Origin of the sequence: Aminobacterium sp. EBM-42 (assembly GCF_001896635.1) — a bacterium.
GTDB classification, from domain to species: domain Bacteria; phylum Synergistota; class Synergistia; order Synergistales; family Aminobacteriaceae; genus Aminobacterium; species Aminobacterium colombiense.
The window spans coordinates 149,781-174,998 of the sequence record NZ_MPPC01000025.1 but is presented as its reverse complement, the minus strand read 5'-3'; the positions used below and the strand labels follow the sequence as shown (position 1 = coordinate 174,998).

Below are 25,218 nucleotides of genomic sequence, written 5' to 3'. Positions count from 1 at the left end.
ATAATTAAATTTAATAGAGAAATAACAAGGGGGCAGGATTGTAATGGGTATTCCGCGAAAAAGATTAATGGCGTTGTTTTTGGCCTCGCTAATTATTTTTTCATGCTCTGCTGTCTGGGCAGATGCTCAAGTTTTGAGGATGGCTACAACAACCAGTACTGACAACACGGGATTGCTCGATTATTTAGCTCCTCTTTTCAAAGCAGAAACAGGAATAGAACTGCAGTGGGTTGCTGTTGGCACTGGAAAGGCGCTTGAACTTGGTAAGAATGGCGATGTGGACGTTTTGCTTGTTCATGCTCCAGACACCGAAAAAAAGTATGTTTCAGATGGTTACGGAGTGAACCGACGGGAAACTATGTACAATGATTTCATCATCATCGGCCCTAAAGCTGACCCCGCCAAAATCAAAGGGTTGGAAGCAGTAGAAGCCCTGAATAAGATTGCAAGCTCCGAAACGCCTTTTGCAAGCCGAGGAGACAAGTCTGGTACCCACATAATGGAGATGGATCTTTGGAAAGGCGCGGGGCTGGCCCCCGATAAGGAATCGTGGTATATCCAGACTGGCCAGGGGATGATTAACACCATTAATATAGCGGCAGAACGAAATGCCTATACCATGACTGACCGGGGGACCTTTATTAAATACGAAGATGTGAACAAGGAAAACTCCCCCTTCGCCATCCTCGTAGAAGGAGATGCCGTACTTAGAAATCAGTATAGCGTCATTGCTGTAAACCCCATGCGCTGTGAAAATGTCAAATATGATCTGGCCCTTGAGTTCATAGACTGGATCGTTTCCCCTGAAGTCCAGAAAAAAATTGGAGACTTTACGCTGCTTGGGAAACCGCTCTTTTTCCCCAACGCCCGCTAAAAGAGGATAATATGTGATGAAAAAGCGCTGCCTGACCTGAGGTGGCGCTTTCTTTTATGGGAGGAACAGCTGCCATGGATTACATTTCACAAGGAATTGCCACTGCCTTTCAACTGCTTGCCAGGGGAGATGCCGAAACATGGTCAGCAGTTATTACCACATTGAGGGTCTCTTCCCTTTCTATTCTCATATCTCTTCTCCTTGGAATTCCTGCGGGATTTTTACTTGGAAGCATTTCCTTCCCCGGGAAAAATAGTATTCGAACCCTGGTGGACACCCTTATGGCTCTCCCTACAGTTGTTGTTGGTCTATTGGTCTATTCCCTCATATCAAGAAGGGGGCCACTTGGCGAATTCGGTCTGTTGTTCACTCTTGAAGGAATTGTTATAGGCCAGGTTGTTCTAGGGTTGCCCATAGTGGTGGCTCTTACAGCATCAGCTATTGAAAGCCTGGAAATACAACTGCGTCAGACTCTTCTTACCCTTGGAACAACGAAAAAACAGTTGGTTCTAAGCACCCTGTGGGAGGCTCGATATGCCGTTACTGTTGCTGCTATTACTGCCTACAGCCGGATTATTTCTGAGGTTGGCGTATCTATGATGCTTGGTGGAAACATTAAATGGCATACACGAAGTATAACGACGGCCATGGCCCTTGAGACAGGTAAGGGAGAGTTCGCCATGGGCATAGCTCTTGGAATGGTTCTCTTGTTCATAGTTCTATTGGTCAATCTCTTTCTTGCTGAATTTAAACGGAGGAGCGCGGCATGAAGGCTATGTATCGATTAAAAAACATAAAGCATTTTTATAGTCAGCGGTGTGTTCTCCAGATCCCTTCATTAGAAATAGGGCAGGGGGAAATATTGGGTCTTTTAGGAGCAAATGGCAGCGGCAAGAGTACTTTGCTTCGTATCCTTGCCTTCCTCGAAACACCAACGGAAGGAACGGTCTATTTTAAAAAAGAGCGTGTTGAAACCGTATCAGTGAACTATAGAAGATCTGTGACCCTTTTGCTTCAGAACACCTACCTTTTAAAACGAGCTGTTTGGGAAAATGTGGCCTTTGGTTTGAAAGTCCGAGGAGTAAGGGGCAAAGAGCTAATGAAAAGTATGGAAGAGGCACTATATTTTGTCGGCCTGGCCCCCAGTCAATTTGCAAGAAGAAAGTGGTATGAACTCTCTGGAGGAGAAGCCCAGCGAGTTGCTTTGGCCAGTCGTCTAGCTATAAAACCGGAAGTTTTGCTGCTTGATGAACCTACAGCCAGTGTCGACAGGGTAAGCGCTGAACTTATAAAGCAGGGTGTCAGAATGTGCCGCGAAAAGTGGGGAACCACCCTTGTCCTCGTCAGCCACGATGTCCTTTGGGTAAAAAGCCTGTCAGATCGCCATCTTATCCTCACAGAAGGTGAGCTTTCCACCTCATCCAGCAGTAATAATCCTTTCTTTATGTTCGAGTAGAACAGGACGCGACTCGATATTTTTGAATAATGGACGCAATATACACTTTTCCTTCGGGTTGTACAGTCTTTGCCCATGTGATAGCATGAACGTGAAAATTGAAAACTCCTTTTTTTCTGATTACGACCTCTAAGGGATACATACGAGGGGTATTTAAATGAAGATAAAAACAGTATCCCCTCTAGAAAACAAAAGAGTAAGCCGCTTTCGGAGGGGAGCGGCTTTTATCTATATTTGCGGATTGAGATAAATTGTATAAAAAATACGCAAAGACTTTATCTCCTCAATTTGTGAAAGGGATAACGATTAGTAATAAGTTTCGTTCATATATATGTGATTAACGTTGAGAAATACTTCCCAGAAGCACCAATGGAAGTTCACAACAAGGAGGGGAATCATGTCACAAGTGGAGTTGAAAAAGATCCAGAAAACGCGGGAAATTGTGGCGCCCTGGAAGGGTAAGAAAGGTGGTCTTATTCCGATTCTCCAGGAAGCTCAGCATGAGTTCGGGTATCTTCCCCCAGAGGTGATGGAAACCATTTCCAAAGAACTTAAGATCCCGAAAGCTGAAATTTATGGGGTCGCGACTTTTTATGCTCAGTTCCATTTGAAACCACGAGGTAGACATGTAATTCGAGTTTGTAGAGGAACAGCCTGCCATGTTCGCGGAAGTCTCAAGATCCTTGAGAAAGTGAAAGAACTTACCGGCGTCAGTGAGAACGAGACGACTGATGATTTAAGGTTTACGATTGAGCCAGTCGCCTGCCTTGGCGCATGTGGACTAGCCCCAGTCATGATGGTGGACAGCCAGACCTTTGGACGTCTTGCTCCTGATATGGTGGCTGGAGTACTTGCAAAGTTTGAATAACAAGGAGGACGGCAATGGCTAAAATAACTAATCTGGAAGAACTGAAAAAAATTCGCGAGTCATCGAAGGATTTAACCTCTGCTCGTTCTGAGGGGAAAGTCGTTATTATTGTTGGAATGGGTACGTGCGGTATTGCTGCCGGTGCGCGAGAAATCATGACCGCTATTATGGATGAAATAGAAAAACGGAAACTCAATGAAGTAAATGTCCAAACGACTGGGTGCATTGGCATGTGCCAGGATGAACCTCTCGTAGATGTTATTCGTGACGGGAAACGTATCACCTACGGTAATGTGAAGCCCAGTGACATCCCTGTCATCATCACTGAGCACGTTGTCAATGGTCATATTGTTGAGAAACTGGCCATTGGCAGAGCCGACTAAGGGGGGTAGTGAGGATGCCAATCTATCGTTCGCACGTTCTCATCTGCGGAGGAACAGGATGTACCTCTAGTGGATCTCATGAGGTGATGGACGCATTCCGTGAAGAACTTCGAAACCAGAAGCTTGACAGAGAGGTTCTCATCGTTCCTACAGGCTGCCATGGCATGTGTGAAATGGGTCCAATCGTGGTGGTCTATCCGGAAGGGACCTTTTACTGCCGGGTAAAGGCAGAAGACGTAAAAGAAATTGTAAGTGAACATCTTTTGAAAGGACGAATCGTTCCCAGACTTCTTTATACTGTTTCAGAAGAAGCCCCTAAAGTCCCCCATTATAAAGAGATTCCTTTCTATGGCAAACAGCATCGCATTGCTCTTGAAAATTGTGGTTATATCAACCCGGATAACATTGAGGAATATATTGTCCGCCATGGATACGAAGCATTGGGCAAGGCTTTGACTGAAATGACCCGGGAGCAGGTTATAGAAGAGGTTAAAACGTCGGGATTGAGAGGTCGCGGAGGCGGCGGATTTCCCACCGGACTGAAGTGGAGCTTCTGTGCCAGAGCCCAGGGGGATAAAAAATATGTCATCTGCAACGCTGACGAAGGCGACCCAGGTGCCTTTATGGATCGCTCCATTCTGGAAGGCGACCCCCACTGCGTCATTGAAGGAATGATGATAGGGGCCTATGCCATAGGTGCAGATGAAGGCTATATATACTGCCGTGCTGAATATCCTCTGGCCATCCAGCGCTTAAAGACTGCTATCGAGAAAGCTGAAGCCTATGGACTTCTTGGAAAGAATATTATGGGCACAGATTTCTCATTCATAGTGCATATCAAAGAAGGGGCAGGGGCTTTTGTCTGTGGTGAAGAGACAGCTCTCATGGCCTCTATCGAGGGGCAGCGCGGAATGCCTCGTCCCCGGCCGCCATTTCCGGCCAATAAAGGTTTGTGGGATAAACCCTCGAACATCAACAACGTGGAAACATGGGCAAACATTCCTTATATTATCCTTCATGGCGGCGATCATTATGCTTCAATGGGGACTGAAAAATCAAAGGGGACCAAGGTCTTTGCTCTGACCGGTAAGGTTAAACATACCGGACTTGTGGAAGTTCCCATGGGAATTACCCTAAGGGAGATAATCTTCGATATAGGCGGCGGAATTCTTAATGATAAGAAGTTCAAGGCCGTTCAAATTGGCGGGCCAAGTGGCGGATGTCTCACTGAAGAACATCTTGATCTTCCCGTAAGTTACGAATCCCTCGCAGAGGTTGGCGCCATTATGGGATCCGGCGGTATGGTCGTTATGGATGAAGAAAACTGCATGGTTGACGTTGCTAAATTCTTCCTTGAGTTTACTCAGCGTGAGTCTTGCGGAAAATGTACTCCTTGCCGGGAAGGAACGAAGCAGATGTTGTTGCTTCTCAATAAGATCTCTGAGGGAAAGGGTACGATGGAAGATCTCGACACCCTTCATGATCTGGCGGTTATGGTTAAGGAAATGTCTCTTTGCGGATTGGGACAGACTGCGCCTAACCCCATACTTACAACCCTGCGGTATTTCAGAGATGAATATGTGGCTCACGTAAAAGACAAGAAGTGTCCCGCAGGTGTCTGTTCCGCCCTAATCGAGTACTCCATCGACCAGGACCTTTGCAAGCGCTGTGGTCTGTGTGCCCGTAACTGCCCGGTACATTGTATCCCCGGGGACAGAGCTTCGGGATACACTATCGACACAGAGAGATGTATCCGTTGCGGCACGTGTTTTGAAAAGTGCCCCTTCGGAGCCATTATCAAAGGTTAGAGTGGCAGGGAGGATGCGAATATGAGCGAAATAACTCTTAACATTGACGGAAAGGTTTGTAAGGGTACAGTTGGAGATACGATCCTTGATATAGCCCGTAAAAATGATGTCTATATTCCTACCCTTTGTTATTTAGAGGGTATATCAGCTATAGGTTCATGTCGTATGTGTGTCGTGGAAGTGGAAGGAAGCAACAAGCTGCTGACCTCCTGCACTACTCCTGCCACTGACGGCATGAAGATCCATACTCAAACAGAAAAACTGCGAGCCTACAGATTGCAGATACTTGAACTGCTCTTTGCTGGGCGCAACCATTTCTGTATGTTTTGTTCCCAAAGCGGAGATTGCGAGCTGCAGCGTCTTGCCATCGAGCATGGCATGGATAAAGTGAGATATCCCTATCTCTATTCTGATTTTCATAACGACGCTTCCGACGAAGACCTGCAGGTAGACCATAACCGCTGCATTCTTTGCCTTCGCTGCATCAGGGTTTGTGGTGAGAAAGTAGGAGCCCACACCCTTGATCTGGAAAAACGCGGATGGAATGCCAGCGTAGTATCTGATCTGGGGAAAGTCCTTGGTGAGAGCGATACTTGTGTTTCCTGCGGAGCTTGCGCTCAGGTTTGTCCTACAGGAACGATTACAATCCGGGATTTTGTCTATCGTGGACGCCGTAACGATTGTGACGAAGTAGTGGAAAGCATTTGCCCCCTTTGCCCCATAGGCTGCAAAATCAAAGCCTATGTAAGAACAGGAAGTGTTGCCAGAGTCGAAGGGGCTTCAATTGATACTCCTGACGGCGGACAGCTTTGCCACAAAGGCCGCTGGTGGCTTCCTGAATCTACAGAGAGAGAACGTCTCTCTGTGCCCATGGTCCGTGAGGGTTCAACCTTCCGAGAAGTATCATGGGATGAAGCACTTGACCTTGTTGCCGACAAATTGGGGAGGGCCAAGGCCGCAAATAGAGCGGGAGCACTTATATCCGGGCTTTCCACAGATGAAGAGCTCACAGTTCTTTCTGACTTCTTCCGCAAATCCTTGAAGATGGATAAGGTCGATTGCTTCAATGGAGATGTGCTTCGCGGCTTTGAAGAAGGTTTTCACCCATTTATAAGCCAGGGGGTTCAACCGTTTACAGCAGCCCACAACATACTTGATAGCGATGCAATCATAGTCATTGGCGCTGATCCTCAGAATGAAGCCCCTGTCGTTGCCAGTTATATCCGTGTGGCTACGGTGAAAAATGGAGCCAAACTGATCAATTTCTCGGCCAAGGACAATCCCTTCGAAGGGATTACCGATGTGGATATCCGCATTTCTCCCGAAGTCCTTCACGGGGCCCTTGTTTCCTTTACTGAAGCGGTTGCCGGAAAAGAAGATGCGGAGAACAGAATTTCATCAGTAGCGGATCTTGCCAATATGAAACCGGAAGAAATAGCTATAGCCGCTAAATACCTGGCTGATGCCAAAAAGCCGGTTGTTGTTCTTGGTTCAAGACTGGCCAAACACCCTCAGATAGTTATGGAGGCGGTGAACATGGCCATTACGGCACAAGGCTTCTTCGAAGACGGATTAGCTCTTGTTCCTATGGTTTTGAGCGGGAATAGCCTTGGTGCGTGGAATACAGTTTTGGGCAAAAAAGCGTGGCTTGAAACAGAATACCTTGATTTCCTTTATGTTAGTTCAACAGGCATGGTACCGGAAGATCCCAAGTCATTGGAAGCCGTCAATAAGGCTAGATTTGTAGTAGCACATGTACCCTACATGGTTAGTCCTCTGGTTAACATGGCGGACGTTTTGCTTCCCATGCCAGCCTGGTATGAGAGAAGCGGTCATTTCTGCACATTGGAGGGAGAACGCCGCCGAATGAACATGATTGTTCCCCCAAAAGAAGGGCTTCGTGGGCTTTCGAAGATTTTCCAGGATCTTGCGTCACGGATGGGCGTTTCTCTGGCAACTTCTTCTTCAGCATCGCCCTGTGAAAACGTATTTAAATCACATGTTTCACCTGATAAAGCCCAAGTGGTTTCTTCAGAGGAGGTGTAGGGTATGTCTAAACCGAAGGTAGCAACAGTCTGGCTTGAGGCATGTGCCGGGTGCCATATGTCTTTCCTCGATATTGATGAACGAATAATAAACCTCCTTGATTTGGTGGAAATAACGGCTACGCCCATAACAGACTTTAAAGAATTCCCTGAAGTAACAGTAGGAGTCATTGAGGGAGCTCTAGGGAACGAAGAGGAAGTACATCTAGCTAAAGAGATGAGAAAAAAGTGCAAAATTCTCATTGCATGGGGAGATTGTGCTGTTTTTGGCGGCATTAACTGTATGAGAAACTTTGCGAAAGTAGAGGATGTCCTCAAAGAGGGGTATATAAATACCGTTTCTACGGTGAACCCAAAAGGTATCCTTCCCGGAGAGGATATTCCTAAGCTATTGCCTCACGCAATCCCTGTGGACTATGAAGTAAAAGTTGATGTATACGTTCCAGGGTGTCCTCCGGATGCGGATACGATCTATTATGTTTTCGAGGAAATATTGCAGGGGCGTATCCCCAAAGTGCCGGTAGACATGATGAGGTACGACTAGGGAGCAGGGAGGAGATCGAAAATGTGTGCAGAAAAAGCAAAAACCATTGTTGTTAATCCTGTCTCCCGTATAGAGGGACATGGAAAGATCACGGTGACTTTAAATGAAAAGGGTGAAGTTCATGACGCTCGCTTTCATGTCACTCAGTTCAGGGGATTCGAGGCCTTTACCCAGGGACGGGATTTTCGGGAAATGCCTGTTATTACCCCTCGTATTTGCGGCATTTGCCCGGTAAGCCACCATTTGGCTTCTGCGAAGGCATGTGACGCTATTCTAGGTGTCACCATAACACCTACAGCCCATAAGCTTCGTGAGCTTATGCATATGGGGCAGTTCATTCAGTCCCATGCCCTTTCTTTCTTCCACCTTTCGAGTCCGGACCTGCTTTTTGGCTTTGATGCAGATCCAGCCATACGAAATGTGGCCGGTTTGGTCGCTAAATTCCCGGATTTGGCGGTTATGGGTGTGACCATGCGCAAATTTGGGCAGGAAGTTATAAAAACTCTTGGTGGAAAAAAAGTCCATCCATGGCATAGTATTCCCGGCGGCGTGAACCGCAGTCTGAAAAAAGAAGAACGGGAAACCATTCTGGCGGGGATCCCTAAAATTAAGGAAGACCTCCGCAAGGCACTTGATCTGATCAAAAACTATCTGGCAGAACATGGAGATGACGCAAAGGAGTTTGCCACTCTGGAGACCTCCTATCTTGGCCTAGTTCGCGAAGGAAACCTTGAACTGTACGATGGCCGCATTCGTTTGCGGGGGCCAAGGGGACGTATTACTGATGAATTTAACTCCGAAGAATACGTGAACTTTATTGGCGAGCACGTGGAACCTTGGAGTTATCTGAAGTTCCCCTTCTACAGACCGCTGGAATTTCCCCACGGAAGTTACAGGGTTGGACCTTTGGGACGTGTCAATGCTTGCGATACAATCTCTACTCCAGAGGCTTCTGCCGAATTGGCGGCTTTTAGAAAGCTGACAGATGATGGCATAGTGCACTATACTATGTATTATCACTACGCCAGATTAATTGAGATCATGTATGCAATTGAGCGTATGGAAGAGCTTCTTCACGATGAAGATATTGTAGGAAGCGAACTTAGGATCACATCTAACAGCCTTCAGCCTGAAGGTATCGGTGTCATTGAAGCACCTCGCGGAACCTTGATTCACCACTATCAGGTGAACGAGAAAGGTGCCATTACAAAGGTCAATCTCATTGTGGCCACTGGACACAACAACTATGCCATGAATAAGGGCGTAGAGCTTGTGGCGAAAAAGTACATTCATGGGGAATCTGTGGAGGAAGGCGTACTTAACAGAATGGAACATGTCATTCGTTGTTATGACCCATGCCTCTCTTGCTCAACTCATGCAGTGGGCAGAATGCCTTTGAAGCTGACAGTTGTAGATGTAAATGGACGAGAGATCCGTACCATAGAGAAACACTAAGAGAAGAAGCCTATCTCGTAACCTAAAGGGGATGACAGCGGGGCTGGGGACTTCTTCTGGCCCTGCTGTTTTTTCAAACAAAGGAGTTAAGAATGAAGGTATTCATCGCAGGATTTGGAAATCCTTTTCGTGAAGATGATAGTGTCGGGTTGCAACTTGCCCCCCAAATTGCAGAATGGCTTGAAGAAGAAGGATTTGAGGTTAACCTGTGGATAGGCCAGCAACTTCTTCCAGAATTGGCCTATGACCTTGAAGGCGCTGAGATTGCCCTTTTTATAGACGCTGATATGAGAGAACTTCCTGAAGGGTATATGCTGGAAAACGTTTTATCTGACGCAGCCCTCGAAGGATTGAATATACACTCCATGGGACCGGCCTGGCTGCTATCCCTTATGGATCGCCTTGAGATACCAAAACCTGAAGCATGGCTTCTGTCAATATCAGGGTATTCTTTTGATTTCTCAGAAACCCTTACAGAACAATGTTCTCTAAATGCTCACAAAGCTGAAGAAGCTTTTAAAAAATGGTGGAAGCAAAGAAAGGGAGGCTCATCATGTGTAAAGTAATAACCCCGCAATCATCAGAAGAACATCTTCATGTACATGGTCCATTAGAAGAAGCAGAGCTTCTTAGGGAGACCATCTGTGAAGAATTAGAAGGAATGACAAGTCTTGTGGCCCGTTGGCACGCCGTATCAGGGCATGAGGCAAAACATGCTTTTGTCCATGCTATCGAATCAAAAAAAACAGCTTTAAGAGACTTATGGAAAGCTCTGGAAGAACTGGAAGAAAACCTTTTCTCAGAAGAGAGCGTAGAACATCATCACCACCATCATTAGATCGGGCTAATTACCGGGGAAGAAAGAGAGCAGCCCCAGCATTTCAATGTCTGGAGCTGCTTTTTTGTAACCTATAGAGACTTAAGACACTATTTTTTAAAACTATCCATCAATTTAAGAAGGGCCCCTTTTTGAAATTCTATGGCGTTATTAGGGCATACTTCCTGGCAGCAGAAACAGCGAATGCATTTGTTGTAATTAAAATGGAGTTTCCCGTTCGAATCCAGAATGACGGCATGGGCGGCACAAATTTCTTCACATTTTCGGCATCGAATGCACAGGTCGGGATTTTGAACCGGTCGAGAAACAAGAAAGCGTTTCGAGAAAATATCAAGAAAAGCCGGGATCAGGTGAAGAGAGTCAAGATGAGGTATATCAAAATCATTAAAGGCAAAGGATTCTGGCGTATCGTGGGTAAAAAAGATACAGGGGCTGCTGACAATAAGGTTTCTCCGCTCTGCGGCTCTGTATAAGGGAAAGGATTCGGGAGTTGCGTGAAGAATGCGGCTAATTGCAATATCGAGATTAACTGCATCTTCTGATGCTGCGAGAAGACCTAAAAACCGTGGGGTTCCGTTCCCTGGCCCATGCCCTTCCATGCACCAGATGCCGTCAAGAATTGTAAAGGAGGAAGGGAGGGCCTGATAGATGTCAAGATGAAGTTCAGCAAAAAGGTCTCGATTAAGTCCGACATTGTAATGCCATGAAGCTTTCTGCTGACCTACAACTGTGCCGAATAGATTTTTTACCCCTAAAGTGAGAAGCATTTGAGCGTGGGTCTTAAGTTTAGGCAGATTAATAATAAGGTCTGCTTCTAATGCAAGCCGCGCCAGATCAATACGGTGGAAACGGGCAGAGGAAGAAACAGGTGCGGGTATGGGATCTGTCAGTTCTACTATAGGAATGCCAAGCTCATCGGCCACAGCTTTCATGCCGGTTTTCTCTGCTACGGAAGGAAAACGGTCAAGCCCGGGACTATCTCCTATGACAGGCTTGCCTAACCTGTCGAGAACAGCCTTTGCCGCCGTTTTCACAATTGCGGGGTCTGTAGTAATTCTCTTTTCAGGGGAAGAAGCAGAAAGAAGGTTGGGTTTTAATAGAATAATATCACCTGGGCGGATGGGATTTCCCTTATCAAAATGGAACTGAAAAATATCCTCTATCTTCTGTCGCAACGATGTTTCTTCATAGGTGTTTTGCTTCATAAGCGTAATAGTAACCATATTTTTTCCCCCTATAGATCTTTCTCCATTGACAAAGTATAGGGGTTAGATAGAATATCTTCCAGTATATACTACATCCTGAAGGGGAGTAGCTTGCGAGGGCAGGATCAACATCATGGCTTTACAGCCTGGTCCTGTCGTTGGTGAAGGCCAATAAGCGAGACCTTTGGTGTGGCGAAAGTCATGCTGAAGGTCTTTTTTTATGGCTATTATTTAAGAAGACGAAGACAGGAGAGTGAACTTGGTTGGGATTTATTTTCGAAGGCATTGCGTCGATAACAATTCAGCAAGGGGTCATGATAAGCTTGGGATTATTGCTTATCTATCTGGCAGTGGTGAAAGAGTATGAGCCAGCCTTACTTCTTCCCATGGGTTTTGGAACTATCCTTGTAAACATCCCTCTTACATCGGCTCTGACACAAATTGTTGCAGGGGTTTCTCATCCTGGAGCGTTGTCATTGCTCTTTGATATAGGAATTTCTACCGAACTTTTTCCCCTTCTCATTTTTATAGCAGTAGGGGCCATGATCGACTTTACCCCCCTTTTCCAGTCCCCACTTACGGCTCTTTTTGGTTTCACAGCCCAGGCAGGGATTTTCTTGACCATGGGATTAGCTCTGCTTTTCGGGTTCAATTTGAACGAAGCGGCTTCCATAGGAATTATAGGCGCTGCTGATGGTCCCACTTCTATCTATGTTTCATCCCGTTTCGCTCCCCATCTCCTTGGCCCAATTTCTGTGGCGGCATATTCGTATATGGCTCTTGTCCCTCTTATTCAGCCTCCAGTCATCAAGCTGCTTACAACATCAGAAGAACGCCGCATTCCTATGACCTACACAGAAAAACCCGTTTCAAAAACAGTGAAAGTGCTCTTCCCTCTTGCTGTTACTCTTGGGGCAGGAATATTAGCTCCAGCCTCTGTTTCCCTCATTGGCTTCCTTATGTTTGGCAATCTTCTTCGGGAAAGCGGGGTCGTTGACCGTCTCGCCAAGGGAGCTCAAAACGAACTGGCTAACATTGTAACAATCCTTCTCGGCCTGGGTATTTCCGCTACTCTGACTGCCGACCGTTTTTTGCAGCCTTCAACCCTTGCCATCCTTGCCATGGGACTCGTTGCCTTTATCCTTGATACAGCCGTAGGAGTGCTGTCCGCGCGCTTCATGAACCGCTTCCTTTCTCGAAAGATCAACCCTATGATCGGGGCGGCAGGCATTTCCGCCTTCCCTATGGCAGCGCGGGTGGCTCAGAGGATGGCCTATAATGAAGACAAGAATGTCTTTATTCTTATGCCGGCTGTGGCGGCGAATGTTTCGGGACAGATTGGGTCAGTACTTGCGGGAGGGCTTCTCCTTGCCCTTTTAGGGTAAAAAAGCCATCAACACTAAGCCCCCTCATTTGTTTTTAAAAAAAGATCGCACAAATCCTGATATAATATAGTTATTCACGGCGGATGATCGATGTGGAAGATTTTATTTTTCGCGGAATTTTATGGGCGGCCCTTAAAGTCGCCCTTTTTTATTACTTCTGTCGAGGAGGCGCGTGGTACATGGCTTGGAAAGAGATAGAACATACGGCAGACGTAGGTTTTGAAGTGGAAACTCAGTCTCTTAACGACCTCTTTATAGAGGCTGCCTTTGCTTTATACGGAGTCTGCTATGGAGATATATCTGTTTTAAGGGGCATTCGCCATGGGAGCCATGAAACGATTATGATCGATGGTATCGATCTGGAAGAGCTCATGGTATCGTGGCTAAACGAGCTTATTTATATTTGGGAAAGCAAAAACGTGCTCTTCATCCCTCTCCATGTCAATGTGAAAAGAGGTTCCTGGCATCTTGAGGCTGACGGTCTTTTTGCCGTATATCGCCAGATACAGCTGCCGATCAAAGCCGCGACCTATGGAGGACTGGTCATTCGAGGAGAACCCAGGCCTTTCCTTAGAATTTTCCTGGATGTCTGAATGAGAGGTGAGAGAATGAAAAATCTATTGAAGAGGATGGATAATGTTCGTTTGTTACTAGAAAAAGAGGCTTTCCCGGGCATGGCCGTACCTGGGTTGATCTACGCAGATCACTATATAGAAACCATGCTGGAACAGGATAGTGCTCTTGAGCAGGTTGCCCATGTGGCCTGCCTTCCTGGCATTGTAGGGTATAGCTACGCCATGCCAGACATCCATTGGGGGTATGGCTTCCCCATTGGAGGAGTAGCTGCTTTTGACGTGAATGAAGGAATTATCTCCCCAGGGGGAGTGGGGTACGATATTTCCTGTGGTGTGCGTTTGCTTTCTTCATATATAAAGCTTGCAGATATTAAGCCCGTTTTAGACGCTCTAACAACAGCTCTTTTTTCAGCAGTACCGAGTGGAGTGGGATCTTCGAGCGCAATAAGACTTTCCCTTAAGGATCTTGACGATGTCCTCCGCAAGGGGGCTCGCTGGGCGGTAAAAGAAGGTATGGGAATGCAGGACGACCTGGACCGCACGGAAGAGGGAGGCTGTCTTGACGGAGCTCTATGCGAATTTGTTTCTAGCAGGGCAAAGGAGCGGGGAAAGAATCAGCTGGGAACCCTGGGCTCAGGCAACCATTTTCTTGAGATACAAGTTGTGGATGAAATTTTTGATAAGGCAGCTGCTTCTCAAATGAACCTTGAGTCGGGAAGCATAACTGTGATGATCCATTGCGGCAGCCGCGGCTTGGGGCATCAGGTTTGCGATGACTATTTAAAGGTCATGCGGCGAGCCATGGCAAAATATAAGATTGATGTTCCGGATCGTCAGCTTTGCTGTGCTCCTATACAATCGGAAGAAGGACAGCAGTATATTGGATCGATGAAGGCTGCCGCTAATTTTGCCATGGCGAATCGACAAATAATAGGGTCAGTTGTACGGGATGTCTTCGCCCAGTTTTTCCCAGGAAAGCCTCTTTTCCCTGTCTATGACGTAAGCCATAACATGGCCCATATAGAAAAACATATATGGGAAGGGCGCAAACGTGAGGTTTGTGTCCATCGTAAAGGGGCAACCCGAGCTTTCGAAGGTCAGCCTGTGCTCATTCCAGGCAGCATGGGAACGGCAAGCTACGTTCTGGTGGGGACAAAAAAAGCAGAAATGGAAAGTTTTGCTTCAACTTGCCATGGCGCGGGACGCGTATTGAGCAGAAATGAAGCTGTAAAACGAACGAGAGGACAAAACCTGGTTCGAGAGATGGCTGACCGGGGAGTAACAGTAAAGGCAGATAGTTTCCGTACCTTGGGAGAAGAGATGCCGGAAGCTTACAAAGATATTTCTGCAGTAGTAGAAGTTGTTCATCAGGCTCAATTAAGCCTTAAAGTGGCAAAATTAAAGCCAGTGGCGGTGATAAAGGGGTAGTAACAGTTGCTTAATGGAGAGGCAAAACACAGCTTGCCTCTTTTTTTTTAAATGAGTACAATACGATGGGGATCAAAAAGCATCAAATATATCTATTCATTGCTGTATTGCTGATGATCTTGCATACGGTGAGTAGAGGAGGTAATGCTACGAATGATGCTGAGTGATATTGAGATAGCGCAAAATGCCGAGTTGAAGCCAATTGTAGAGGTGGCTGCGCAGCTGGGAATCAATGAAGATGAGCTTGAGTATTATGGAAAATACAAGGCGAAGGTGACTTATGGTCTTTGGAACAGGATCAAGGATCGCCCCGACGGCAAGCTTGTATTGGTGACGGCCATCACGCCAACGCCAGCTGGAGAAGGCAAGACAACCACAACGGTTGGCCTTGGCCAGGGATTGGCGAAGTTAGGTAAAAGGGTATGCATAGCGCTAAGAGAGCCCTCGCTGGGCCCGAGTTTTGGGGTGAAAGGCGGAGCTGCTGGAGGAGGTTACTCTCAGGTTGTTCCCATGGAAGATATCAACCTTCATTTCACAGGTGATCTTCACGCCATAACATCTGCTCATAACTTGCTTTCCGCCCTGATCGACAACCATCTCCATCAGGGGAACCCATTGAATATCGATCCTCGCCGTGTTGTTTTCCGCCGAGTTGTTGATCTGAACGAACGAGCCCTCCGTCACGTTATCGTTGGCCTGGGAGGCAAAGCTGACGGTGTGCCTCGGGAGTCAGGGTTTGATATCACAGTGGCATCGGAAGTTATGGCCATTCTATGTCTTTCGGCAAACATCAAAGAGTTGAAAGAGCGCCTATCCAAAATTGTTGTGGGCTATACTTATAATGGGACGGTTGTAACGGCAGGAGATCTGAACGCCCATGGTTCTATGGCGGCGTTATTGAAAGACGCATTGAAGCCAAACCTTGTCCAGACCCTGGAGCATGTTCCGGCTTTTGTTCATGGCGGTCCTTTCGCCAATATCGCTCATGGCTGCAACAGCCTTCAGGCGACGAAGTATGGTCTTAAGCTTGCCGATTACTTCATTACGGAAGCAGGTTTTGGCGCGGACCTCGGCGCGGAGAAGTTCTTTGATATAAAATGCCGCATAGGCAATCTTACCCCATCGGCAGTAGTCATTGTGGCTACAGTCCGTGCACTGAAGATGCATGGCGGAGTGGCGAAGAACGAGCTTACCGGGGAAAACCTTGAGGCACTCTCCAAGGGCATCCCGAACCTTGAGAAACATATAGAGAATATGAAGAGGTTTGGAATTCCGGTTGTTGTGGCCATTAACCGTTTCCCCACCGATACTGAGGCCGAATTGGAACTTGTAAAGGAACACTGTGTCGCGTTAGGTGTTCAGCAGGTATTGTCTGAAGTCTGGGCAAAGGGTGGCGAAGGCGGCATTGAGCTTGCGGAACGGGTTCTTGAGGCGGTAGAGAAACCCAACACCTTCCACAAGTTGTATGATGCTTCCTTGAGCCCTAAGGAGAAGATAGAAAAGATAGCCAAAGAAATCTACGGTGCGAAGAGCGTTGCCTATATGGCTCAGGCGGAGAAGGATCTTGAAGAGATCCACCGTCTGGGGAAGGATAACCTGTTGGTATGCATGGGTAAGACCCAGGCATCCATTTCCGATAATCCGGCCCTCATTGGGCGTCCGGAAGGATTTGAACTGACGGTTCGTGAAGTGAGGCTGTCAGCAGGCGCGGGATTCATTGTTCCCATAACTGGATCAATAATGACAATGCCCGGTCTTCCCAAGGTTCCTGCAGCAATGAAGATCGATGTAGATGACGACGGCAATATTACAGGACTGTTCTAGTCAAGGGAGGATCTGTTGTAATGAAAGCTCATATATTGGATGGAAAGAAAGTAGCAGCTGATGTAGTCGCTTCTATCAAAAAAGAAGTGGAAGAAATAAAGGCCCAGGGAAAGCATGTTCCGGGCCTTGCCGTGGTTCTTGTTGGTGAAAACCCAGCATCAAAGGTCTACGTTGGGCAAAAGGAAAAGAAATGCAAGGAAGTGGATTTCAACTCCTTTCTCCATAAACTGCCTGCGTCTACAACAGAAGAAGAACTGTTGAAGCTTATAGACACTTTGAATAATGACAGGGCGATAGATGGAATTCTTGTTCAGCTTCCTCTTCCAGAACAAATTAATACTGACAAGGTGCTCATGGCAATCGCTCCCTCTAAGGATGTTGATGGATTCCATCCTGTAAATATGGGAAATCTTGTGACAGGACTGCCGGCAGTACATCCCTGCACTCCTAAGGGAATTATGTACATCCTTGATGCCTACAATATAGACATCGAAGGCAAACACGCAGTAGTTGTAGGAAGAAGCAACATTGTAGGTAAACCTATTGCCCATCTTCTTCTTGACCGCAACGCTACTGTTACCATCTGCCACAGCCGTACAAAAGATCTTGCGGCTATCGTACGGCAGGCTGATATCGTTGTGGCAGCGGTGGGACGTCCCCGCATGATCACCGCTTCTATGGTTAAAGAGGGGGCAGTGGTCATTGATGTGGGTATTAACCGCCTTGAAGATGGCCTTGTGGGAGATGTAGACTTTGAAGGGGTCGCTGAAGTGGCCTCCTGGATTACACCAGTACCAGGCGGGGTAGGCCCTCTCACTATTGCGATGCTGCTTCAGAATGCTCTGGAAGCGGGGCTGAAAAAGTAGCGCCCGCCACAACACATACGATTGGCAAGAGAGAAAACGATAGAAGGGTCTCCTTGTAATTAATTGTTAATTATAAGGAGACCCTTTTTTATTCTTTCCTCTTCATGTTACAATACTACAATCTTTTTTTTGAGGAGTGAGATCCTTTTTTGTCTACAGTACGTACGTGTAAGACTCTAGCCAGTTTTCCCCTGCTCGCAGGAGAAAAAGGTCTTGATAAAAAAATAGATAAAGTTATGCTTTTGGATGATGTTAGAACTGGGCGTGAGTTTTCTTTAGGATCCTTCATCGTTGGAAGATGGGCTGGAGATAATGGAAAAAGTGACCTGGTTCTTTTAACAAAAGTTTTTAATTCCGGCGCAGCTGGTGTTGCCTTTCAGGGAAACCTCCCCCTCGAACTTGTTCGTTTGTCAGACGAGCAAGGGATTCCTTTGTTTCACATCTCTTCCGATCACGTGCTCCTCGATGTCCTTTTCGACCTCCGCAATGAATTGGTGGCCGAAGAAAAAGGATTGTATTCTTCCTTTTCGCCCTTTGCCGATATTTTATTGGACGACGGCGACATAGAACGCATTCTCTGGGCCCTCCGTGACGCCATAAAATACGGCGTAGCCTATCGAGACATGATTCAGAAGAAATTGTTCGTCGCTTCTTATTCCGACGAATTCAAAGAACATGTAAAAATATACCCTTTAAAAGAAGTAATGCGGCTTCACGAGCATGTGGAAGTGCGCGTGGGGGGCGCGGTAAGCGGGTACCTTATCCTTAACCGCTCCCATCAGCCCAAGAGAGAGCTCACCATTTTTGAGAGATCCGCAGTGGAAAACACTCTCATTGCGGTGAAGCTTGCCATAGAGAAAAAAATATCAGCTCAGAAGGTAGAGCGAAACTATATCGACGAATTTGTGAGAGACCTAATTTATAACAAAGTACAAAGAATGGAAGAACTAGAGAGCCGGTCGCGGACCTTTGGCTGGAGCCCCGTTAACGGTGTTGTGGCAGTGACCCTTGAAATGATAACCGAGAGCGGCGAATCAGGAGAGAGAGAACTACAGGTTTTCTTTTCCACATTGCGATCCAAATTCCTGGCTTTTTTCCCAAAGTCCATTTATACGTTGTCAACAAAGTCGGTGGTCTTCCTTCTTTCCCCGCCAGATCCGGACAGTGGCGCTAAAACCTTTCAAAATAACATCGTCAAAGTGGCGGAACATTTGAACGAAGAGGCCATGCGAGAGCTTCGGTGCCAAATCCTTGTCTCCGTGGGGGGCTACAAGCCAGATCCGTTAAACACTCATGAGAGCTATCGAGAGGCTATTGGGGCTCAAAGAGTTGCCAAACTCTCATCCCATGCTCAAAATGTGGTGTTTTGGGAATTCTTGGGGGCTATGAAACTGCTCTCCATGATATCCCAAAATCATGAAGCGGCTCTTTTCTGCCATAACATGCTGGATAAAGTTATAGAGCACGATTCGGGATGCAATGGAGAGCTTCTCGAAACGCTCAGGGTTCTAAGCAAGTGCAACTGGAATATTAAGCATGCTTCAGAGGCAATGAAGTTCCATTACAATACAATTAAATACCGGAACAAGAAGATAAACGAACTCCTGAATTTTGATCCTGAAAACAGCGATCATCGCTTTGATATAGCCCTGGCCCTTAAATTATATGACCTTGGCGTATTCTGAGTTTTTGTCAAAACTTGACAAAAAGACGAAATAAAACTTATCAATTTACAATAATGCCCCGAAGGTTTTCATCCTATACAATTCCCACGAAAGGTGGGAGTCTGGTGATGAAAGAAAGTTTTACGTTAAGCGAAACGGTCATCCCTATTCTACAGCAACTTATACGTATACGTACCTCTCAGCCCTCTGGCGATGAGCGTGACGCCGCGATTTATATTTCCTCATTATTCCCGGAAGATCGTGTTGAAAAAAGAATAATAAGTCATGGAAACAATAGGGCTTCACTCATAGTCACTATTCCAGGAATGGATCGGAGTCGGGGTGTTGCCATCTTAGGACACCTTGACACTATACCCGTAGGGGACGCGAAGGAGTGGACCCACTCACCCTTTGGAGCAGAAATCGTGGATGGTCTTATATATGGTCGGGGTTCAGCAGATATGAAAGGCGGCTTGGCCTCGATTATTTTCGCAGCGTTATCCCTCCTTCAGGAAGAGTCCAAGCCTGCCGTGGACATTCTCTTTTGTTTTACGGCTGATGAGGAAGATGGGGGAACAGGGGCACTCTCTCTTGTAGGCGGCGGTTTTTTGGACAAAGTAGAGGAAATTATTATTGTTAAACCCACCAATGGGAAAATAGGGTTGGCTGAACGGGGTGCTATTTGGCTTCGTGTTAAAACTGAAGGAAAATCAGCTCATGCCGCAATGGCTGATGCTCAAATTAACGCTCTTTTTGCTTTTAATAAAATCGCAGAAACTATAAAAGCCTTATTTTCAAATGAAAAGAAACACGATCTTCTCGGTTATACCACGTGTTTAGTAACGTCTCTTCATGCTATAAGCGATCAATGCAACGTTGTTCCACATTATGTGGAAGGTACGTTGGACATCAGAACTCTCCCTAGCGTAGATCATGATTGGCTCTGTCGAGAAATGAATGAATGTGCGAGCTGCGTTGAAAGTGAATGCAGGGATGTTCGTGTTTTTCTGGAAGTCATTCAAAATAGACAGCCAGTGGGCATGGATGAAGGGGCTCCTCTCGTCCAATCATTGAAGAACATTTATCGGGATCTGAATATTCCATGGAAAACTACAGGACTGAATTATTTTACCGATGCTTCTATTCTTATTCCTTCTCTAGGAGTTCCATTTGTAATGTTTGGGCCAGGGGATGAGCTTTTTTTCCATCAACCAGATGAGTATGTACGAATCGACTCTGTTATTCGCATGGGAGAAGTCCTTGCGCTCTATGCGAAAACCAGACAGTGAAAATGGGGGATTTTTATAATGAAATATTTTAGCTTGTTGGATACCCTTTGTGAACGGTTTGAAAGATTCGCTGTTTCCTGGAGCATTATCGTTATGGCGTTCGTAGCCATCGCCAATGTTCTTAGCCGCAACCTTTTAAACCATAGCTTCACGTGGGCTGAAGAGGTAACCCAGTTTACCATTGTCTGGGTCACCTTTGTTGGCATGAGCCATGCGGCGCGAAACGGCGCACACATACGAATGTCGGCCCTTTCCGACTTTTTAGGACCAAAGGCCCGCAAGGTTTTAATGATCATTGTTTGTATTGGGACCGCAGCTCTGATGTTCTATCTGAGCTGGTACGGATACATATATGTAGCCAAGCTTGCCCAGATCAAAAAACAGACGCTAGGTCTTCGCATACCCCTCTATCTAATCATGCTGTGGGTTCCTGTGGGTTTTGTTATGACTGGCGTCCAGTATATATTAGCAGCCATAAAAAATATGACTCATGAAGGGATTTATGTTTCAAAAACTGTACTGGAAGGGCACGCTGAGGACCAAGAGTCCTTCGACTTTTAGGGGGGAAACCTTATTATGCTATTGACTCTTATGGGCACAATGATAATTTTGCTGCTATTGGGATTTCCTATGATGGTGCCCCTTGCAGCGGGAGCGTTCTTAACGCTGATTCTAAACTTTCCGAATGTTAACCCATCAATGCTTATACAGCAGATAATAGGCGGCGTCCAGCCGATCTCTCTTACCGCAGTTCCTATGTTTATTTTAGCTGCGGATATTATGACCTCTGGCGAAATTGCAAATAGGCTGCTGTCATTCGTTGTTAAGATTGTAGGGCATAAAAGAGGCGGGCTTCCTATAGCTACAGCGACAGCCTGTACTCTCTTTGGAGCCGTTTCAGGTTCTACTCAGGCTACAGTTGTTGCCATAGGCGGACCTCTTCGTCCCATGCTTATTAATGCCGGGTATACCCCCTCCTTCTCTACAGCACTCATAATTAATGCAGCTATAATTGCTCTGCTCATTCCACCAAGTATCTATATGATTGTCTATGGCGTTGTAGGTGGAGCCTCTGTAGGCGAGCTCTTTATCGCTGGTGTTGGCCCGGGCCTTCTCATCCTGTTGTTCTTTTCTATCTATTGCTGGTTTATCTCGGGAAAGGAACACAGCATGCAAAGAGCGACCTCCCAAGAAAGGTGGCAAGCGTTTAAAGAAGCCATACTTGGCTTTACCTTCCCCATAATCATTTTTGGAGGCATTTATTCTGGAATATTTAGTCCCACTGAAGCGGCGGCAGTTTCTGTGCTGTACGCTTTCGTTCTTGAATATTTCATCTATAAATCTATAAAGCTGTCAGATATCCCTAAGCTTGCGTTACGAACGGGCATCGTTACGGCTATTGTATTTATCCTTATAGCGGTGGGACAAGCCTTCTCCTGGACAGTCTCCTTTGCCAGAATCCCCAATTTGATTCTTCCCCCGCTGCTGGGAACGGATCCATCTGTTCTTCGTGTTCTGGCTGTTCTCTCCATCGCTTATTTCCTGGGATGTATGTTTGTTGACCCCATTGTGGTAATCATGATCCTCACGCCAATCTTCAAGCCGGCCATAGATGCTACGGGTCTTGATAACGTATTAGTAGGTACAATTGTCACCCTGCAGGCTGCTATTGGGTCTACAACGCCCCCTTTTGGGTGCAATATTTTTACTGCCATAGCGATCTTTAAGCAGAAATATACAGACGTTGTGCGAGGTGTACCTCCGTTTGTGTTCATTCTGATACTGGTGTCCGTCTTGCTTGTGCTTTTCCCTCAAATAGCGTTGTTCTTGCGGGATATGGCAGTTGCTAGATAAATAAAGTAATAGCTGGGGAATGTAGGTAGTTTAGTGTAAGGCATAGAACAATGCCTTAAATTAGTAAACAGGAGGTAATAGCTATGAGGAAATTACGTGTTTTAGCTCTGGTTTTTGCATTTGTTTTCGCGCTCTCTGGTGCGGCTGTAGCAGCCGAGTACAACTGGCGTCTCGCCTGTGAGGAAATTGCAGGAAGTGTTGCTGATCTTTATGCAAACGAGTTTGCCCGTCTTCTCGCTGAGAAATCTAATGGAAGGATTCACCTTGATGTGTACCCTTCAGGTACCCTGGGGACTCCTACAGAAATGTTCGAGCTCTGCCTGAACGGCGCTATTGAATTCGGACTTGTTGGCCCTGGGCAGTGCGGCGCTATTGTTCCAGAAAACCAGATCTTCGCTCTTCAGTTTCTTTTCTCCGATGACGATATGCTCAACGAGAAGGTACTTGCGTCAAGCAAAGCGTTGAATGTCGATCTTGCGGCCAAATATGAAGCAAAGGGGCTCAAAGTACTCTCTTACTTCAGCGAAGGTGCTATGTACTGGTCTTCCAACAAACCCCTCCTTACTCCAGAAGATTTTGCCGGTTTCAAAATTAGGGTTATGCCTTCCGAAATGCTTGTAGAAACTTACAAAGCCTATGGTGCTAACCCAACACCTCTTTCCTTTACAGAACTGTACAGCTCTCTTCAGCTTAATATGGTTGAAGGACAGGAAAATGCTCCTTACATCATTCAGGAAATGAAATTTATGGAAGTCCAGAAATATCTTGTTGCTTCCAAACATAATTACTACATTATGCACAACCTTGCTAATGCCGATTTCTACAACGGCCTGCCCGAAGATATCAAGGCGATTGTAGAAGAGTGCGTTGCCGAGCTTCGTCCCTACGTCTACAAAGTTCAGCAGGAACTCAACGACCAACGTCTCGACATGATGGTCAAAGCCTTTAAGCCTGGCCAGGAGCTTCTTGTTCTTGATCAGGAACAGAGAATGCGCTTCCGTGAAATAGCTAAAAAGGCAGACGAAACGTACTTTAAACTTTCTGGCGACCCCGAGTTTGCGAAAAACCTTCTTGAAACTTTCCGCGCGGAGATGGCTTCGGCAGAAAAGGAACTGGCAGGGAAATAAGCAGGATTCTTCTGAAATATACGGGAGAGAATCCGTATAGCAACATGCAGTTTATTTTAGATTTAAAGAACTGATTGGAGGAACTAGAATTGGCAAAGAAGCAGTATGTACATGCAGTACCTAATTTTAGCAACGGGAGAGACAAGGAGGTTTACGAGGCCGTTGTTGATCAGATTCGCAACGCGAAAGGCGTAAAACTCATAGGCTATTTTCCTGATGCTGACTTTAATAGAACAGTTATTGAGTGCCTTGGAGAGCCAGGGCCTTTGAAAGAAGCGCTTTTAAATATGGCCGCAAAATCCTACGAGCTTATCGATATGGAGAAACAGGAAGGGAAACACCCTCGTATCGGTGCTCAGGATACAATTCCTATTTTCCCTCTTCATAACATTACCCTTGAGGAGTGCACGGCTCTCGCAGAAGAAATTGGCAAGGAAGTTTGGGAGAGATTTCAGGTGCCTGTCTATTTTAGCGGCGAGAATGCCAGAACACCAGAGCGCAGAGAGCTTGCCTACATCCGTAAGGGGCAGTATGAGGGATTGAAAGAGGTTGCCCATACTCCTGAGCGTTGCCCAGACCTTGGTCCTGCAAAACTTCATCCAACAGCAGGTGCTACTATCGTAAGTGCCGCACCTCGCAATCTTGTGGCTGTTAATATGATTTTAAATACAACGGACTTGGAAATTGGCAAGAAAATTGCTAAAATGCTGAGGGGGCCAAGTGGCGGCTTCAGTACAATCCGTGCCGTTGCCTTCAAACCTGATGGTTATGATAATGTCGCGGTTTCCATGAACATGTTTGATTATGTCAACACTCCAGTCTACCGGGCCTTCCAGGTTATTGAAAATGAGGCTAAAAGATATGGACTGTGCATAATTGGAACTCAGTTCTGTGGTACACTTCCTCAGGAAGCCCTTTTGAACTGTGCTCATTATTTCCTTCGAGTTGTAGATTTTGATCCGAACCAGATTTTAGAGAACAATATCCTTGCTCTTGATGATGGGGAGTAGAGTGGTATGTTGGTAGAAATGAATTTACAGGCTTTTGTAAAAGAATTAGCATCTGATTCGCCGGCTCCAGGCGGCGGAAGTGTTGCCGCTCTCTCAGGAGCTTTAGGAGCAGGCCTTATCTCTATGGTTTGTAATTTGACCATTGGTAAGGAAGGATACGAAGCCTATGAATCGGATATGGTTGAGGTGCGGGCAAAGTCAGAGAGCCTCTATGCCAGCTTGCTTGAAAGAATTGATAACGATACAGAAGCCTTCAACAAAGTAATGGCTGCCTTTAAGATGAAAAAAGAGACAGATGAAGATAAAGCTGCTCGAAAGGCTGCCATTCAGAACGCTTTTAAAGGAGCTTGTGATTCTCCTTTTTCTATCGCTGAAGAGTGTCTTGCCGTGATTCGCCTGGCTGATAGTATTGTGGATAAAGGCAATATCAACGCCGTGAGCGACATGGGAGTAGCAGCAGCTCAGGCCCTTGCAGGCCTTGAAGGTGCTGTTATGAATGTGCGGATAAACCTTCCTTCCATCAAAGATGAAGCGTATGTGGAAGAAAAAAAGGCTGCCGTTCAGAAAATGCTTGATGAGGGCATGAGCCTTCGCCAGACAGTCCAAGAAAAAGTAGACGCCAAGTTATAAGTTATTTTAAAGCGTTTTCACGTTTGTTCCCTATTAAGGGGCAGAATTAATTCTGCCCCTTAATGTCCTTTATGGGGTATATAAGCTGTA

At 46.2% G+C, this 25,218-nt stretch carries 24 protein-coding genes; 23 read left to right on the top strand and 1 reads right to left on the bottom strand.

Features of this window, described 5'->3' with window-relative positions; all coding sequences use genetic code 11:
* Positions 1 to 43 precede the first annotated feature (43 nt).
* The 11 genes from BUC50_RS08210 to BUC50_RS08160 all read left to right on the top strand — a co-directional run bounded on the left by BUC50_RS08210 (position 44) and on the right by BUC50_RS08160 (position 10,271).
* On the top strand, positions 44 to 874 hold the full coding sequence (locus tag BUC50_RS08210; protein WP_013048941.1) for an ABC transporter substrate-binding protein: 831 nt from the start codon (positions 44 to 46) through the stop codon (positions 872 to 874).
* Positions 875 to 930: 56 nt separating this feature from the next.
* Positions 931 to 1,644, top strand: coding sequence for an ABC transporter permease (locus BUC50_RS08205; protein WP_286677349.1), 714 nt, complete (start codon positions 931 to 933; stop codon positions 1,642 to 1,644).
* Complete coding sequence (locus BUC50_RS08200; protein WP_013048939.1) at positions 1,641 to 2,330, top strand: energy-coupling factor ABC transporter ATP-binding protein; 690 nt, start codon at positions 1,641 to 1,643, stop codon at positions 2,328 to 2,330. The genes BUC50_RS08205 and BUC50_RS08200 overlap by 4 nt, the downstream gene beginning before the upstream one ends.
* A 397-nt stretch (positions 2,331 to 2,727) precedes the next feature.
* Positions 2,728 to 3,198 (top strand): NADH-quinone oxidoreductase subunit NuoE, encoded by a 471-nt coding sequence (gene nuoE, locus BUC50_RS08195; RefSeq protein ID WP_013048938.1) that lies wholly within the window; start codon positions 2,728 to 2,730, stop codon positions 3,196 to 3,198.
* A 14-nt stretch (positions 3,199 to 3,212) separates the two neighbouring features.
* Complete coding sequence (locus tag BUC50_RS08190; protein WP_013048937.1) at positions 3,213 to 3,581, top strand: (2Fe-2S) ferredoxin domain-containing protein; 369 nt, start codon at positions 3,213 to 3,215, stop codon at positions 3,579 to 3,581.
* Positions 3,582 to 3,595: 14 nt separating this feature from the next.
* A complete protein-coding gene (gene nuoF, locus BUC50_RS08185; protein WP_013048936.1) occupies positions 3,596 to 5,389 on the top strand; it encodes an NADH-quinone oxidoreductase subunit NuoF in 1,794 nt (597 codons plus the stop codon).
* A 21-nt stretch (positions 5,390 to 5,410) separates the two neighbouring features.
* Positions 5,411 to 7,435 carry an NADH-quinone oxidoreductase subunit G gene (locus tag BUC50_RS08180; RefSeq protein WP_013048935.1) on the top strand — a complete coding sequence of 675 codons (2,025 nt, stop codon included), beginning with the start codon at positions 5,411 to 5,413 and terminating at the stop codon, positions 7,433 to 7,435.
* A 3-nt stretch (positions 7,436 to 7,438) separates the two neighbouring features.
* Positions 7,439 to 7,978: an NADH-quinone oxidoreductase subunit B family protein gene (locus BUC50_RS08175; protein WP_013048934.1), complete on the top strand. Its 540-nt coding sequence runs from the start codon at positions 7,439 to 7,441 to the stop codon at positions 7,976 to 7,978.
* Between the two features lie 21 nt (positions 7,979 to 7,999).
* Complete coding sequence (locus BUC50_RS08170; protein ID WP_013048933.1) at positions 8,000 to 9,433, top strand: Ni/Fe hydrogenase subunit alpha; 1,434 nt, start codon at positions 8,000 to 8,002, stop codon at positions 9,431 to 9,433.
* 92 nt (positions 9,434 to 9,525) lie between these two features.
* Positions 9,526 to 9,999, top strand: a complete 474-nt coding sequence (locus tag BUC50_RS08165; RefSeq protein WP_013048932.1) for a hydrogenase maturation protease — start codon at positions 9,526 to 9,528, stop codon at positions 9,997 to 9,999.
* On the top strand, positions 9,987 to 10,271 hold the full coding sequence (locus BUC50_RS08160; protein ID WP_013048931.1) for a hypothetical protein: 285 nt from the start codon (positions 9,987 to 9,989) through the stop codon (positions 10,269 to 10,271). Before BUC50_RS08165 ends, BUC50_RS08160 begins: the two co-directional genes overlap by 13 nt.
* 89 nt (positions 10,272 to 10,360) lie before the next feature.
* Here BUC50_RS08160 and BUC50_RS08155 read toward each other — a convergent pair whose 3' ends face one another.
* The gene (locus BUC50_RS08155) at positions 10,361 to 11,494 is read right to left on the bottom strand and encodes a DUF362 domain-containing protein (protein ID WP_013048930.1); all 1,134 of its coding nucleotides are present in this window, start codon (positions 11,492 to 11,494) and stop codon (positions 10,361 to 10,363) included.
* A gap of 245 nt (positions 11,495 to 11,739) precedes the next feature.
* Here BUC50_RS08155 and BUC50_RS08150 point away from each other — a divergent pair, with 245 nt between their 5' ends.
* From BUC50_RS08150 to BUC50_RS08095, 12 genes are all read left to right on the top strand, one after another.
* Positions 11,740 to 12,861 carry a sodium ion-translocating decarboxylase subunit beta gene (locus BUC50_RS08150; RefSeq protein ID WP_013048929.1) on the top strand — a complete coding sequence of 374 codons (1,122 nt, stop codon included), beginning with the start codon at positions 11,740 to 11,742 and terminating at the stop codon, positions 12,859 to 12,861.
* 179 nt (positions 12,862 to 13,040) lie between these two features.
* A complete protein-coding gene (locus BUC50_RS08145) occupies positions 13,041 to 13,454 on the top strand; it encodes an archease (protein ID WP_169302820.1) in 414 nt (137 codons plus the stop codon).
* Positions 13,455 to 13,469: 15 nt separating this feature from the next.
* A complete protein-coding gene (locus BUC50_RS08140; protein WP_013048927.1) occupies positions 13,470 to 14,864 on the top strand; it encodes an RtcB family protein in 1,395 nt (464 codons plus the stop codon).
* 156 nt (positions 14,865 to 15,020) lie between these two features.
* Positions 15,021 to 16,688 carry a formate--tetrahydrofolate ligase gene (locus tag BUC50_RS08135; protein WP_041459665.1) on the top strand — a complete coding sequence of 556 codons (1,668 nt, stop codon included), beginning with the start codon at positions 15,021 to 15,023 and terminating at the stop codon, positions 16,686 to 16,688.
* A gap of 20 nt (positions 16,689 to 16,708) precedes the next feature.
* Positions 16,709 to 17,554 (top strand): bifunctional methylenetetrahydrofolate dehydrogenase/methenyltetrahydrofolate cyclohydrolase FolD, encoded by an 846-nt coding sequence (folD, locus tag BUC50_RS08130; RefSeq protein WP_273313335.1) that lies wholly within the window; start codon positions 16,709 to 16,711, stop codon positions 17,552 to 17,554.
* A 149-nt stretch (positions 17,555 to 17,703) separates the two neighbouring features.
* Positions 17,704 to 19,239, top strand: a complete 1,536-nt coding sequence (locus BUC50_RS08125; RefSeq protein WP_286677348.1) for a helix-turn-helix domain-containing protein — start codon at positions 17,704 to 17,706, stop codon at positions 19,237 to 19,239.
* Between the two features lie 107 nt (positions 19,240 to 19,346).
* A complete protein-coding gene (locus tag BUC50_RS08120) occupies positions 19,347 to 20,507 on the top strand; it encodes a M20 family metallopeptidase (RefSeq protein ID WP_013048923.1) in 1,161 nt (386 codons plus the stop codon).
* An 18-nt stretch (positions 20,508 to 20,525) separates the two neighbouring features.
* Positions 20,526 to 21,068, top strand: a complete 543-nt coding sequence (locus BUC50_RS08115; protein WP_013048922.1) for a TRAP transporter small permease — start codon at positions 20,526 to 20,528, stop codon at positions 21,066 to 21,068.
* A gap of 15 nt (positions 21,069 to 21,083) precedes the next feature.
* Positions 21,084 to 22,361, top strand: coding sequence for a TRAP transporter large permease (locus tag BUC50_RS08110; protein WP_013048921.1), 1,278 nt, complete (start codon positions 21,084 to 21,086; stop codon positions 22,359 to 22,361).
* An 83-nt stretch (positions 22,362 to 22,444) separates the two neighbouring features.
* A complete protein-coding gene (locus BUC50_RS08105) occupies positions 22,445 to 23,488 on the top strand; it encodes a DctP family TRAP transporter solute-binding subunit (RefSeq protein ID WP_013048920.1) in 1,044 nt (347 codons plus the stop codon).
* Between the two features lie 89 nt (positions 23,489 to 23,577).
* Positions 23,578 to 24,498 carry a glutamate formimidoyltransferase gene (gene ftcD / locus BUC50_RS08100; protein ID WP_013048919.1) on the top strand — a complete coding sequence of 307 codons (921 nt, stop codon included), beginning with the start codon at positions 23,578 to 23,580 and terminating at the stop codon, positions 24,496 to 24,498.
* Between the two features lie 6 nt (positions 24,499 to 24,504).
* Entirely contained in the window at positions 24,505 to 25,128 is a 624-nt protein-coding gene (locus BUC50_RS08095; protein WP_286677347.1) for a cyclodeaminase/cyclohydrolase family protein, read from the top strand.
* Positions 25,129 to 25,218 lie beyond the last annotated feature (90 nt).

Excerpts from the sequence above, each read along its gene's own strand:
- BUC50_RS08205 (WP_286677349.1), top strand. The coding sequence starts at position 931 with ATGGGAGGAACAGCTGCCATGGATTACATTTCACAAGGAATTGCCACT.
- BUC50_RS08140 (WP_013048927.1), top strand. The coding sequence starts at position 13,470 with ATGAAAAATCTATTGAAGAGGATGGATAATGTTCGTTTGTTACTAGAA.
- BUC50_RS08190 (WP_013048937.1), top strand. The coding sequence starts at position 3,213 with ATGGCTAAAATAACTAATCTGGAAGAACTGAAAAAAATTCGCGAGTCA.
- BUC50_RS08160 (WP_013048931.1), top strand. The coding sequence starts at position 9,987 with ATGTGTAAAGTAATAACCCCGCAATCATCAGAAGAACATCTTCATGTA.
- BUC50_RS08165 (WP_013048932.1), top strand. The coding sequence starts at position 9,526 with ATGAAGGTATTCATCGCAGGATTTGGAAATCCTTTTCGTGAAGATGAT.
- BUC50_RS08180 (WP_013048935.1), top strand. The coding sequence starts at position 5,411 with ATGAGCGAAATAACTCTTAACATTGACGGAAAGGTTTGTAAGGGTACA.
- BUC50_RS08210 (WP_013048941.1), top strand. The coding sequence starts at position 44 with ATGGGTATTCCGCGAAAAAGATTAATGGCGTTGTTTTTGGCCTCGCTA.
- BUC50_RS08095 (WP_286677347.1), top strand. The coding sequence starts at position 24,505 with ATGTTGGTAGAAATGAATTTACAGGCTTTTGTAAAAGAATTAGCATCT.
- BUC50_RS08145 (WP_169302820.1), top strand. The coding sequence starts at position 13,041 with ATGGCTTGGAAAGAGATAGAACATACGGCAGACGTAGGTTTTGAAGTG.
- BUC50_RS08110 (WP_013048921.1), top strand. The coding sequence starts at position 21,084 with ATGCTATTGACTCTTATGGGCACAATGATAATTTTGCTGCTATTGGGA.
- folD (WP_273313335.1), top strand. The coding sequence starts at position 16,709 with ATGAAAGCTCATATATTGGATGGAAAGAAAGTAGCAGCTGATGTAGTC.
- nuoE (WP_013048938.1), top strand. The coding sequence starts at position 2,728 with ATGTCACAAGTGGAGTTGAAAAAGATCCAGAAAACGCGGGAAATTGTG.
- BUC50_RS08155 (WP_013048930.1), bottom strand. The coding sequence starts at position 11,494 with ATGGTTACTATTACGCTTATGAAGCAAAACACCTATGAAGAAACATCG.
- BUC50_RS08115 (WP_013048922.1), top strand. The coding sequence starts at position 20,526 with ATGAAATATTTTAGCTTGTTGGATACCCTTTGTGAACGGTTTGAAAGA.
- BUC50_RS08105 (WP_013048920.1), top strand. The coding sequence starts at position 22,445 with ATGAGGAAATTACGTGTTTTAGCTCTGGTTTTTGCATTTGTTTTCGCG.
- BUC50_RS08135 (WP_041459665.1), top strand. The coding sequence starts at position 15,021 with ATGCTGAGTGATATTGAGATAGCGCAAAATGCCGAGTTGAAGCCAATT.
- BUC50_RS08175 (WP_013048934.1), top strand. The coding sequence starts at position 7,439 with ATGTCTAAACCGAAGGTAGCAACAGTCTGGCTTGAGGCATGTGCCGGG.
- nuoF (WP_013048936.1), top strand. The coding sequence starts at position 3,596 with ATGCCAATCTATCGTTCGCACGTTCTCATCTGCGGAGGAACAGGATGT.
- BUC50_RS08170 (WP_013048933.1), top strand. The coding sequence starts at position 8,000 with ATGTGTGCAGAAAAAGCAAAAACCATTGTTGTTAATCCTGTCTCCCGT.
- BUC50_RS08120 (WP_013048923.1), top strand. The coding sequence starts at position 19,347 with ATGAAAGAAAGTTTTACGTTAAGCGAAACGGTCATCCCTATTCTACAG.
- BUC50_RS08200 (WP_013048939.1), top strand. The coding sequence starts at position 1,641 with ATGAAGGCTATGTATCGATTAAAAAACATAAAGCATTTTTATAGTCAG.